This window comes from Thiomicrospira microaerophila, from assembly GCF_023278225.1.
In the GTDB taxonomy this organism is placed as follows: Bacteria; Pseudomonadota; Gammaproteobacteria; order Thiomicrospirales; family Thiomicrospiraceae; genus Thiomicrospira; species Thiomicrospira microaerophila_A.
Genome location: NZ_CP070959.1, coordinates 2431527 through 2443288 on the forward strand (window position 1 = coordinate 2431527; position 11762 = coordinate 2443288).

Below are 11762 nucleotides of genomic sequence, written 5' to 3' on the forward strand. Positions count from 1 at the left end.
TTTAAAGGTTAATTTTATTATCGTATTTATGCGAAATTATGAAACTAAGCCATTTTATTTGGCTTAAGGGGCTGGGCTTTTAGTTTAGCCTGAGTGGGTTATAATCAATCTTTCATTTTGATAAAGAGAGAGACCGTGGATGGACATCGCTTTTCTAAAAAACCAATTACCGGATTTTAATGCGCTGGATGCAAGCCAGATTGAAGCTGTGGTGGATGATTTACTTGCTAGCAGCCGAGGTGCTTTAGCCGAGATACTGAATTGTGATGCTTTACCGAGTTGGTACAATCTAGTCGAACCCTTGGAAAAAATCGACCAGCAGTTTGAGCGGGTTTGGGGCCCGATTGGCCATTTAGACTCCGTGCGTAATAGCGATGACTGGCATACCGCTTACGATAGCTCAATGCAAAAAGTAACAGAGTATTACACCGAGCTAGGTCAGAACGCAGGCTTGTTTGCGCGTTTTGATGGCTTGGCAAACAGTGAAGCCTATCAAGCGCTCAATCTGGCACAAAAAAAGGTAGTTGATAACGCCTTGCGAGATTTCCGCTTATCAGGGATAGACTTGCCGAGTGAGCAGCAGGCTGAGTTTAAACGTATTAGCCAAAGATTGTCGCAACTATCCAGCCAGTTTGGCAATCATGTGTTAAAGGCCACCCAGGCCTGGTCAAAGCAGATTACTGATTCGGCACGTTTAACGGGTCTGCCGGAATCAGCGATGGGTCTGCTCGCCCAGTATGCGCAACAAAAACAAATGGAAGGTTGGCGTATTACTTTAGATTTTCCGAGTTATTTGGCGGTGATGACCCATGCGGATGATCGCAGTTTGCGCGAAGAGGTTTATCGAGCCTTTGCTACCCGGGCTTCCGAACAGAGTGAATTCAAAGAATTTGACAATAGTGGGTTAATTGAAGAAATTCGTCAGTTACGTCAACAGAAAGCCTCTTTATTGGGCTTTAGCAGTTATGCCGATTATTCGATTGCAACCAAAATGGTGGAGACCACCGATCAGGTGATTGGTTTTTTGCGTGATCTTGCAGGCAAGGCGAAACCCCAAGCGCAGTCTGAGCTGGACAGTTTAAAAGCCTTTGCTGCTGCCGAGTTAGGCCTGACGGATTTACAGCCCTGGGACATCACCTATGCCAGCGAGAAGCTCAAGCAAGCAAGCCTTAGTTTGTCGCAAGAACAGCTTAAACCTTATTTTCCGGTTGATCATACCTTGAGTGGCATGTTTAAGATTGTTGAACAGTTGTTTGGGGTTAAGGTCGCGCAAAAAACCGGGGTTTCAGTTTGGCATGATGAGGTCAGGTTTTATGAGTTACATAATCCAGCGGGTGAGGTAATTGCCGGGTTCTATCTGGATTTGTACGCACGCGAGAATAAACGCGGCGGTGCATGGATGGATGTGGTGCAGAGTCGTTGGCGACATCCTCAGGGTGATTTGCATTTGCCTGTGGCGTATTTAGTTTGCAATTTTACACCGCCGATCGGCGATAAGCAGGCCTGCTTGTCGCATGACGAAGTCACCACGTTATTCCATGAATTTGGTCATGGTTTACATCATATGTTGACCGAAATGGAGCATTTAAATATTTCAGGGATTGCCGGTGTGCCTTGGGATGCGGTTGAATTGCCTTCACAGTTTATGGAAAACTTCTGTTGGGAGCGCGAGGGGTTGGATTTAATTTCCGCGCATATTGAAACAGGTCAAACATTGCCTGATGATTTGTTTGATTCGCTTAAACAAAGCCGTCATTTCCAATCAGCAATGATGTTGGCACGTCAACTGGAGTTCTCGCTTTTCGACTTTTTATTGCACGCCGAATATGATGCAACCAACCCAGAGGCCTTAGCTGACTTGATGGCTCGAGTTCGCGATGAAGTTGCGGTGGTTATTCCGCCGAGCTATCAGCGATTTGCCCATAGCTTTAGTCACATCTTTGCTGGTGGGTATGCAGCGGGTTATTTCAGTTACAAATGGGCGGAAGTGTTATCGGCGGATGCTTTCAGCTTGTTTGAGGAAACCGGTGTGCTAAACCAACAAACCGGGTTTAAATTTAAAAACACGATTTTAGCGGCGGGCGGTTCGGTAGATCCGATGGTATTGTTTAAGGCATTTAGAGGGCGCGAACCCCAGATTGATGCGTTGTTGCGTCATTGTGGAATTAGTGATCAGCCTAACGCAGCCTAACTAAAATGGTGTTTTCCCAGAACCAGGCCTGGTTCTGGGAATTAAATCCGACTAGATTTAATTTAAGCGCTTTGTTTGTGTTTCCGTTTTAAAAAACGCCATGTCATTTTTAAGCGTATTCGCTTGTGACAACATGCTTTCTGCCGCAGCAGAGGTTTGTTCAACTAAGGCCGCATTTTGTTGGGTTACCCCATCAATATCTGCAATCGCCTGATGCACCTGGTGAATCCCTTCGGCTTGCTCTTTAGAAGCTTGAGCGATTTGGTAGATCATTTTACTGACATCGTCAATCGATTGATTAATCTGTGTCAGCGCGTCGTTTGATTTTGACGCGAGTTGAGTTCCTTCATTGATCCGTTCAACACTGGTGCTAATAAGATGGTTAATGTCTTTAGCCGCGTCAGCGGATTTTTGCGCTAAGGCGCGCACTTCACTGGCGACCACGGCAAAGCCTCGTCCATGCTCACCGGCACGCGCGGCTTCGACTGCAGCATTCAACGCAAGCAGATTGGTTTGGAATGCAATACTGTCGATTAGGGTAACAATCTCAGCAATCTGGCTGCTAGAAGCTTGAATTTCATTCATCGCTCTAATCGTTTGCTGCATGACCTGAGAACTTTGATTAAGTTCCTGTTGTACTTGGGTTGCAAGCTGCGCGGTATTTTGTGTGTTTTCGGTGTTCTGCTGCACGGCGGCATTCATTTCGCTCATGGTTGCCGAGGTTTGCTCTAGAGCCGCCGCCTGCTGTTGGACGCTTTCACTGAGTTGATTAGCACCGTCAGCGACTTCAGAAGCGGCTGAGCTTACCAGTTCTGCAGCATCAATCGCGGCGCTGACCACGGTTTGCATTTTACTGATACTTTGGTTAATGGCTTGTTTAAGTTCATCTAACTCGCCTTGGAATGATTGTTCGCAAAGTTGAGTTAAGTCTCCTTGGGCTAGGGCATGGATTGTGGTTGCATAGGCTTCAATCGCCTGCTGAGTCACCTCGACGGCGGCATTAACGTCTTGCTTGATATTATTCAGTGCGCCCTCAGCATGGTATTCGACTCGACGATCAAAACGACCTTCAGTCATCCCTTCAATCACCTCTGCAATTTGTTGGGTCACTTTGGCTTCAGCCGTTCGGTCTAACCATTCAATCACATACCCCAGATGTTTAGCATCATGAACAATCGGTACCAGAGTCAGTTTCAATACCAAGTTGCCAAGATCAGCTTCTTCTGTCCAGGGTGCGGATAGGCTGCGCCATTCTGAGTGATACTTGCTAAAGAAGGGGGTGATGTCGAGTAGGCTATGATCAATTAGTTGATCTGGATTAAACTCAGGCACAAGTTGAGTCAACTTCGTCTGATTGCGTTGCAGCATGGTCTTAAGTGATTGGTTAATATTCTGAATATCAAATTGAACATCGGTTACCATAATCCCGGTACTGGCTGAATTAAGGGCGGCATTGAGTACGTGGGAAGCCTTAAGGGCATCATAGTTGCGAGCTGCTTGTTCTGCAACTCGCGATCGCACCATATTAAGTGCAAACCCCCAGTCATCGTTTTTTTGAATCCGTTCTTTAAAGTACCCATTGGCTAGGTTTTCAATACCACGGCTAAGTTCATCAGAGATAGCATTGGCCTTGATCGAGCTGTAAAGGAGATAGCTAGCTGAAATAAAAGTTAAGAAGCCTGCAAATATTGAAATAGGATTAAGCCCTGTTTGAACCCATAGCAAGGTGGCACCCAATAAGGTCGCAGAAATCGGCAGAAAAGTTTTGATAAAGTTGAATGCTTTGGATTCTGTGCGTGTCCAAGGAAAGGGAGTGCTACCATCTTTAACCGCTTTATAAAGTTTTTCAGCGCTTTGCTTTTGTTCTTGCGTTGCCGGATAACGAACCGATAGATAGCCGGTAATTTTTCCCTTTTCTATAATCGGGCTGGCATTGGCAGCGACCCAATAGTATTGGCCGTTTTTGCGCTTGTTTTTAACCATGCCATACCAAGGGCGGCCTGATTGAATGGTCTGCCAAAAGTCTTTAAAGGCTTCTTTTGGCATGTCTGGGTGGCGTAATATATTATGCGGTTTGCCCTTGAGCTCTTCGTCTGTATAGCCAGAGGCTTCACGAAACCCCTTGTTGTAATCAATAATATTGCCTTGTAAGTCAGCCGTGGAAAGAATGACCAGGTCATCTGGTAATTCATATTCATTTGAATGGGGGGTCATGATAGCAGCTCCGGTGTTTCTGTTTTTGAGTGTAATGAAGTTCTTTTTTTGTTTACTTAGGATTGAGCTTTATTTTCAATTTTAGGTATCTAGCCTTATTTAAGCATAAATTTAGGTTTTGGCAAACGGGGCTAGGCTAGGTTTGAGTTAAATTATAAGTGCTTGATTCAACTAGCTACACTTTTTTTCTGGTTTTCTATAAAATCACTCATGATGGATGAAAAGTGCATGGCTTGATATTATACTTTTTATACTTACCAGATATTTAAATACGGATTTAATCTAATATGTTCATGTTTGTTGGCATCACCTTAGCCTTTGTTTTCATTATTCTTGCCATGATCATCGGTGGGGGTTTGGGGGCATTTATCGATGTACCCTCGTTTTTAATTGTTATTGGTGGAACGGCTGCCGCAACGATTGCAAAGTTTCCGCCCAAGGACGTTGGTAAAGGCTTTAAAACCGCAATGTTGGCTTCCAAGGGTCGAAAAGATATTTCTGATCTGAACCAACTTGTGGATACGACCGAGGAGTTGCTCAAGAAAACCCGTAAAGAGGGTTTGATTTCGATTGAAGGCCAGTCGTCCGGCAATGATTTTTATGACGATGGCCTAGCTTATATGTTGGCCGCACCGGATGCCAAAGCGCTGGAACGTTACCTTTCAGATCAGATTCAAAACGTGATTAACCAAGCGCAGCGAGGCAAAGCGGTATTGGATGCACTCGCCGATGCTGCACCTGCTTTTGGAATGATTGGTACGGTCATCGGTCTTATTTTAATGTTGGGTAACCTAGATGACCCTTCGACTATCGGCCCCTCACTTGCAGTTGCTTTGTTAACCACCCTCTATGGCGCTATTGTTGCCAATGCTGCTTTTATACCTATGGCTGAAAAGATTTCTTCATGGCAAGCGGTGACGGTGCATGAACGTGAAATGATTGCGATTTGTTTAATGTATATTAAAAATGGTGAATCGCCGATGATTATGCGTGAGGCGGTGAAGCCTTATCTAACGCATGATTTTTATAAGTTGCCAGAGGTTTAAGGTTCACTTATGAGTGAGAATAAATGCCCACCGGCTAAGCCTTGCAAAAAGGGCGCGCCTGGATGGATGGTAACCTTTGCCGACCTAATGAGTTTGTTAATGGCGTTTTTTGCGTTGCTTTATGCAATGAGTTCGATTGAGGATCATAAGTTTCAAGAGGTTGCCACCTCCTTGCAAAGTGTGTTTGGTGATGCAAAGAGTGGTATATTTGAGTTTGATGGTAAAACGATTATTGAAATGCATCCTGACTCTCCGGTTGAAAATGATCATGAAGAAAATGAAAAATTCGAGCAGATGGCAGAAACCATTCAAGAGATTTATGAGCAACAAGAGAATGTTCAGGTCGATATAAATCCTGATGAGCAAACGGTGCAATTAACCTTTGAAGGTGAAGCCTTGTTTCGTTCAGGTAGCGCTGATCTTTTGCCTGAGTTTCGCGTTGAGTTAAGAAGGATGTTTCCGGTTCGCGATATTGATAATGCCAAGGTTTTGGTCAGGGGCCATACCGACCGTGTTCCTCTTACCGGAAGCCGTCGTTTTAGAACTAACTGGGATTTGTCGGCTTCTCGTGCTGCTTCAGTCGGTGAATATTTGTTAGACTTGGGCTTTGTGAAGGCTGAAAATCTTAAAGTCGAAGGCCGTGCAGACTCGATGCCGATTTCTACCCTCGGGGATTTCGCAAACTACGCAAAAGATCGACGGGTTGAAATTATTATTTCTTTAGAAGAAAAGTAGATGTCTATGAAAATCGGAATGCAAAAAGTTAATGACAATGAATGGTTGCTGCAGATGGGTAATGCCATTTTAAGGCTGGACAGGTTTACAACTCATTTAATGCGCATTAGCTTAAAACATAGCTTAAGATCCTCTGGTCAGGATCAGGATGCGGTGATTAAAAGCTATTTAAAAATGGCATTGAAGTTGAAGTTTATTTGCCAAAACGATTGGCCTCAATTTTTAAGCCGAGTGGATAAAACCGATTTAAGAATTTGGCTCGCACTGTTGCAAGACGAGGATTTGAAGCGCAGTGTATTGCGCAATATGGGACAGGCTCAAGAGAAACAGATGCTTGAAGATATTAAAACATTGAGCTTGCCCGAGAAAGTTGATCAAAAACACGCATTAGTGAGGTTAATACGCTTAGTGTATGAGCTTGAGGATATGGGTCTCATTGAATTTCATTATGAATCATCAGCGTATTTATAGGTCAGACAAGTATGGATATTAAAGTAAAGCGAAAAGATGACCATTTTTTAGTTGAAGCGGGGTTTGTTATTTTGACCCTTGAGATGGCTGCCGCGAATGCGTTGGTTGATCAGATGGATTATCGTTTAAAACAGCTTACCCCTGAAGATGAAGCGGCTTTGGAGCGAAGCTTGGAAGCCCATCGAAAAATTGTGATGAAGATGGTCGATATTGAAAACCCGGCCATTCAATTTATGCTTACCGAGTTAACGTCTATCCAAAAAGTGATTTTGTGCAAGATTGATAACACCGGGAAGGTGCGCGATAAAATAATGAGTAATCTGCCAAAAATAAAAAGAAAAGAGCTGGAAGAAGACATCCAGCTTTACCAGAAGATTACTGTTAAAAAAGCACTTAATCAGATGGATCAGTTTATTATTCCAAGCCTAAAAAAAGCGATCCAAATGCGCAAGAAAATTCGGGCGGAAGACGATTTTTAGCAAGGCTAGTTGATCGGCTTAATAACCCCTTGATGGATTTGAAACGCACGACATTCATTTGGGTTGGGAATCAGATCTAATGCGGTGGTGGTGATCAGGTGTTGAATTTTTAGTTCGTCTAGCAGCTTTAACAGATTGATTCGATGGCTGAGATCGAGCTCGGCAGGCAGGTCATCAATCAACATAATCACTGAGTCTTGCGTTTGCTCTGCTAAAAAACGCGCCTGCGCTAGTAAAAGCGCACAAACAAAAAGCTTTTGCTGACCACGTGATAAGCCAATAAGTGGCTCATTTTTGTTAATCTTTATCTTAATATCCGCACGATGACAGCCGTACTGAGTAAAACCCAACTGAATATCACGTTGGAGATTATCATGGAGTAGGTTTGCAAAATCCGGTTTTGTTGCTGGCCAGCCAGGGTAGAATTGGAATTCTGCTTGGGTATGGAGTTCAGGCATTAGTCTTTCGCAAAAAGCTAAAATATAGGGCGTTATCTCTTTAAGATAGCGTTGTCTGAGTTGATTAATGCTGTGTCCAGCCTCAATCATTATTGGATTCCATATCGCAGCATCCCGTCGATTTTCCGGATTTTTTAGATTCATGTTGCGCTGCTTTAAAGCACGGCTATAGTGTCGCCAGTTAGGCATAAACTCTGGATAATGATAAAAGCAGCCCCAATCTAGGAATTGGCGTCGGGCTTTCGGACCTTCTTCTAAAAGTCGATGGCTTTCCGGTGTCAAAAGTTGAATCGGTAGGTGGCGAGCAAATTCAGATTGACTGGGTTGTTTTTCAGCGTTAATTTTTAGCGTTAAGCCTTGATGGTCACGTTGTAAACCCAGCTTGTAGTGTCGGTCGTGCTGCATTACCTCGCAAAACAAAACCAATTGTTTCTGCTCAAGTTCGATTAACTGCTGTGGTTTGTGGCTTCTAAAAGATCGGCCAGACGCGAGTAACCACAGGGATTCAATGACAGACGTTTTTCCTGCTGCATTATCACCGACTAATAGATTCAGTCCAGGGCCAAAATGAAGTTCAGCTTGGTGAATATTACGAAATTGATGCAACTGAAGGGTTTGGAGGTGTGCCATTGAACTCTGTAAGTTTGAATAAAAAAGCATTTTAACATGCTAAAAACCCAACAGATATTGCAAATTTTAACAATTTACTTGCGTTTTAAAGACAAAGGCATTAATATTCGCTGTTCTCTTTTTTCGATCGAAATGAAATAGGTATTTAGACATGAAACGTACATTTCAACCAAGCGTAATCAAACGCAAGCGTAATCACGGTTTCCGTGCTCGTATGGCGACCAAAAATGGTCGTAAAGTACTTGCTGCACGTCGTGCAAAAGGTCGTGCTCGTTTAACTGTATAGCAGTGAGATGAGTTTTGATCCGCTAACCGCTCAAGCGTTACCCTCGGAGCAACCGCCACATAGGTTGCCCCGATATGATTTCCCCAAATCCCTCCGTTTATTGACTCCCAACGATTTCCAATTTGTTTTTGCCCAAGCCGAAAAGTTTGCTAACCGCCATTGGACATTGATTGTTCGTGCGAATCCTTTGTCCGAAGGGCGTCTGGGTTTGGCGATATCAAAAAAGCAATTATCGCGCGCCGTTTGGCGAAATCGGGTAAAAAGAATCGCACGTGAGGGATTTCGTTTACATAAAAACCATTTATGCGGTTATGATATTGTTGTTTTGGGACGTCGAGGGATGCAAGACATTGATAACCCGACACTCGCGAAAAGTTTTTTTCATTTGATTAACAAAATTGCCAATAGCGATTTAAAACAGACTAGCGTTAAGGAATAAGCATGAATATGAGAGCATTTTGGTGGATAGCCCTGGCCTTCACCGCCATGTGGCTTTGGTTTCAATGGATGAAGTTTAGTGCTTCACCGCCAGTGGACCCCAATCAAGTTGCGATTCATGCTGATCGGCCTGCTGATGTGCCGATGGCGAATATGCCGGTAGAAGCGGGCACTGTCTCGTCTCAAGCGGGTTCTGACGTGCCGCAAGCGGTGACGGCGATGGCGCAACAACAACGTATTCGTGTTTACACCGACACGCTTCATCTTGAAATTGACACGCTGGGTGGCGATATTCGTGATGCACGCACCCCGTTACATGGTATGCCGCGTGATCGCAATACACCGTTCCATCTAATGGGTGATCAAGGGCCGCTGATTTATTATCATCAAAACGGTATTGCGACACCTGCGAATGCAGCGTTGCCTGCACCGACGCATCGTTCGGTGTTTGAAGTAGCCCAGACTGAATTCCGCATGGAAGGCGATACGCTACGTGTACCGATGGTTTGGCGAGAAAATGGCATTGAAGTGACCAAAACCTATATCTTCACCCGTGGCTCGTACTTAATTGATGTTGAATTTGAAGTCACCAACCAGGCTGACCAGGCCTGGTCAGGTAGTTTGTATTCACAGTTTGTCCGCACTGCGCATGATCCTTATTCCTCGATGATGATGTACACCTATACCGGTCCGGTTTATTACAATCACTTTAGTGATGACAAAAAATACAACAAAATTTCGTTCAGTGACATTCAAACATCACCGCTAGAAAATATGCCGATTCAAGGCGGTTGGGCGGCGATGATTCAGCATTATTTTGTCACCGCGGCCGTGCCGAATCAAAATGTCACCAACAGTTATTTTGCCCGTCAGCTTGAGCAGGGGCGTTATGCAATTGGTGTCGTTGAGCCGGCAGTGACGGTTGCGCCAGGTCAAACCGGTTTGATTAGCAGCCAAATTTATATTGGCCCGACTGAGCAAAATGTATTAAAGCAAATTGCACCAGGCCTGGAGCGCACGATTGACTATGGCATGTTCACTATTTTGGCCGAGCCGTTGTTCTGGTTATTGAACCATATCAATAATATTGTGGGTAACTGGGGTTGGTCGATTATTGTTTTAACGATTTTGATCAAGCTGGCCTTCTATTGGTTGTCGGCAAAGAGTTATTATTCGATGGCTAAGTTACGCAAGTTCCAGCCTAAGCTTAAACAGCTTAAAGAGAACTATGGCGATGACAAGGTGCTATTCCAACAGAAGATGATGAAGCTCTATAAAGAAGAGAAGATCAATCCGCTGGGTGGCTGTTTACCGATATTGGTGCAAATGCCGGTGTTTATCGCGCTCTACTGGGTGCTCATCTACTCGGTCGAAATGCGCCAAGCGGAATGGATGTTGTGGATCACAGATCTTTCAACCAAAGACCCGTATTTTGTATTGCCGATTTTGATGGGCTTAACCATGTGGATTCAACAAAAGTTGAACCCAACCGCGATGATGGATGAAATGCAGCAGAAGGTGATGCGCCTACTGCCGTTTATCTTTACGCTGTTCTTTATGTGGTTCCCGGCTGGTTTAGTACTTTACTGGTTAATGAACAACATTCTTTCGGTTTCTCAGCAATATTACATTACGAAGAAAATCGAAAAAATGGATGCCAAGGAAGCGGCCGCAGCCAACAAAAGGTAAGCCGAACGCGCTTGCTTAACATTCAAAAAAAGCCACGTGAATTCGTGGCTTTTTTTGTTAAGGAGATCGAATGATTATTGAGATTGCAATTTACCTGGTCGCCGGTGCGTTTGCCGGATTGTTGGCCGGGTTGCTAGGCATTGGCGGCGGCTTGGTGTTGGTACCGATTTTAAGCACAGCGTTTTTGATTTTTCTAGATAGCCCGTATAGTGTTCATATGGCGATTGCTACCTCATTGGCAACGATTTTGGTGACCAGTTTGTCATCGGTGAATACCCACCATCGTCATCAGGCGGTGCGCTGGGATATTTTAAAAACCATGATTCTTGGCGTTCTGCTCGGTGCTTTTTTAGGTGCTTGGAGCGCACAGTTTTTTTCAACCTCCATACTGGCCAAGTTGTTTGGGCTGATGGAATTATTGGTGGCTTGGCAATTACTGTCTAACCGTAAGCCTTCACCACAGCGTCAACTACCAGGCCTGCTTGCGCAGAATAGCGTTGGTGCCGGTATTGGGGGATTATCTTCGTTATTAGGTGTTGGCGGCGGTTCGTTGAGCACACCTTATTTACTTTGGCACAATATCAAAGCCCACCAAGCGATTGCCACCTCAGCGGCTTTGTCTTTGCCGGTGGCCTTATCCGGCACCGCAGCTTACATGTTGGCAGGAATTAAACTGGAAGATCTGCCGGATTACACCAGCGGTTTTGTCTATTGGCCGGCGTTTTTAGCGATTGTGACGATGAGCGTGTTTACCGCGCATTGGGGCGCAAAACTGGCGCACCGCACGTCGGTTGATCTGTTGAAAAAAGCCTTTGCCGTGCTTTTGATTATCTTGGGCGTTAAAATGTTGTTTTTTTAGCCCGAATGTTTCATGAATTTGTGCTGAGATTGCGCAGTGCATTGGTTTCACAAGGAAATTTTCGAAGAAGCGCCGTATCCATGATTACGGCCGACTGAGAAAATATTTCTTGTGGAATCAAGGAGCAAGCAATGTCGGTGCAAATTTGTGAAATATTCGGGTTAGGGTAGGCTTGGAGAAAAAATTAATTTATAAAATTTTATTCACTGATTTTAGTTTTTTATAATCAATGAGTTATTAAAAAAGTTAATAACTTATCCACAGTG

11 protein-coding genes are annotated in these 11762 nt (G+C 44.3%); 9 read left to right on the forward strand and 2 right to left on the reverse strand.

The window, feature by feature from the left end; all coding sequences use genetic code 11:
- The first annotated feature begins 139 nt into the window (after positions 1 to 139).
- Complete coding sequence (locus tag JX580_RS11845) at positions 140 to 2191, forward strand: M3 family metallopeptidase (protein WP_248850747.1); 2052 nt, start codon at positions 140 to 142, stop codon at positions 2189 to 2191.
- 57 nt (positions 2192 to 2248) lie between these two features.
- Here JX580_RS11845 and JX580_RS11850 read toward each other — a convergent pair whose 3' ends face one another.
- Positions 2249 to 4405 (reverse strand): methyl-accepting chemotaxis protein, encoded by a 2157-nt coding sequence (locus JX580_RS11850; protein ID WP_248850748.1) that lies wholly within the window; start codon positions 4403 to 4405, stop codon positions 2249 to 2251.
- A gap of 287 nt (positions 4406 to 4692) precedes the next feature.
- Between JX580_RS11850 and JX580_RS11855 the strand changes: the two genes are divergently transcribed.
- The 4 genes from JX580_RS11855 to JX580_RS11870 are packed head-to-tail and all read left to right on the forward strand — an operon-like array spanning position 4693 to position 7136.
- Positions 4693 to 5451 carry a motility protein A gene (locus JX580_RS11855; protein WP_248850749.1) on the forward strand — a complete coding sequence of 253 codons (759 nt, stop codon included), beginning with the start codon at positions 4693 to 4695 and terminating at the stop codon, positions 5449 to 5451.
- A gap of 9 nt (positions 5452 to 5460) precedes the next feature.
- Complete coding sequence (locus JX580_RS11860; protein ID WP_248850750.1) at positions 5461 to 6186, forward strand: OmpA/MotB family protein; 726 nt, start codon at positions 5461 to 5463, stop codon at positions 6184 to 6186.
- Positions 6187 to 6657 carry a FliG C-terminal domain-containing protein gene (locus JX580_RS11865; protein WP_248850751.1) on the forward strand — a complete coding sequence of 157 codons (471 nt, stop codon included), beginning with the start codon at positions 6187 to 6189 and terminating at the stop codon, positions 6655 to 6657. It begins immediately after the preceding gene.
- 11 nt (positions 6658 to 6668) lie between these two features.
- On the forward strand, positions 6669 to 7136 hold the full coding sequence (locus JX580_RS11870) for a hypothetical protein (protein WP_248850752.1): 468 nt from the start codon (positions 6669 to 6671) through the stop codon (positions 7134 to 7136).
- 5 nt (positions 7137 to 7141) lie between these two features.
- Here the strand turns inward: JX580_RS11870 and recF are convergent, their stop codons facing one another.
- On the reverse strand, positions 7142 to 8254 hold the full coding sequence (gene recF / locus JX580_RS11875) for a DNA replication/repair protein RecF (RefSeq protein ID WP_248850753.1): 1113 nt from the start codon (positions 8252 to 8254) through the stop codon (positions 7142 to 7144).
- A 121-nt stretch (positions 8255 to 8375) separates the two neighbouring features.
- On the opposite strand from recF, the gene rpmH reads away from it, so the two are divergent.
- The 4 genes from rpmH to JX580_RS11895 all read left to right on the forward strand — a co-directional run bounded on the left by rpmH (position 8376) and on the right by JX580_RS11895 (position 11496).
- On the forward strand, positions 8376 to 8510 hold the full coding sequence (rpmH, locus tag JX580_RS11880) for a 50S ribosomal protein L34 (protein WP_006460059.1): 135 nt from the start codon (positions 8376 to 8378) through the stop codon (positions 8508 to 8510).
- Positions 8511 to 8517: 7 nt separating this feature from the next.
- Entirely contained in the window at positions 8518 to 8949 is a 432-nt protein-coding gene (rnpA, locus tag JX580_RS11885) for a ribonuclease P protein component (protein ID WP_248850754.1), read from the forward strand.
- 2 nt (positions 8950 to 8951) lie between these two features.
- Positions 8952 to 10637, forward strand: coding sequence for a membrane protein insertase YidC (yidC, locus tag JX580_RS11890; RefSeq protein WP_248850755.1), 1686 nt, complete (start codon positions 8952 to 8954; stop codon positions 10635 to 10637).
- Between the two features lie 70 nt (positions 10638 to 10707).
- Complete coding sequence (locus JX580_RS11895; protein WP_248850756.1) at positions 10708 to 11496, forward strand: sulfite exporter TauE/SafE family protein; 789 nt, start codon at positions 10708 to 10710, stop codon at positions 11494 to 11496.
- Positions 11497 to 11762 lie beyond the last annotated feature (266 nt).

Coding starts and splice junctions, on each gene's coding strand:
- JX580_RS11845 (WP_248850747.1), top strand. CDS start 140: ATGGACATCGCTTTTCTAAAAAACCAATTACCGGATTTTAATGCGCTG.
- JX580_RS11850 (WP_248850748.1), bottom strand. CDS start 4,405: ATGACCCCCCATTCAAATGAATATGAATTACCAGATGACCTGGTCATT.
- JX580_RS11855 (WP_248850749.1), top strand. CDS start 4,693: ATGTTCATGTTTGTTGGCATCACCTTAGCCTTTGTTTTCATTATTCTT.
- JX580_RS11860 (WP_248850750.1), top strand. CDS start 5,461: ATGAGTGAGAATAAATGCCCACCGGCTAAGCCTTGCAAAAAGGGCGCG.
- JX580_RS11865 (WP_248850751.1), top strand. CDS start 6,187: ATGTCTATGAAAATCGGAATGCAAAAAGTTAATGACAATGAATGGTTG.
- JX580_RS11870 (WP_248850752.1), top strand. CDS start 6,669: ATGGATATTAAAGTAAAGCGAAAAGATGACCATTTTTTAGTTGAAGCG.
- recF (WP_248850753.1), bottom strand. CDS start 8,254: ATGCTTTTTTATTCAAACTTACAGAGTTCAATGGCACACCTCCAAACC.
- rpmH (WP_006460059.1), top strand. CDS start 8,376: ATGAAACGTACATTTCAACCAAGCGTAATCAAACGCAAGCGTAATCAC.
- rnpA (WP_248850754.1), top strand. CDS start 8,518: ATGAGTTTTGATCCGCTAACCGCTCAAGCGTTACCCTCGGAGCAACCG.
- yidC (WP_248850755.1), top strand. CDS start 8,952: ATGAATATGAGAGCATTTTGGTGGATAGCCCTGGCCTTCACCGCCATG.
- JX580_RS11895 (WP_248850756.1), top strand. CDS start 10,708: ATGATTATTGAGATTGCAATTTACCTGGTCGCCGGTGCGTTTGCCGGA.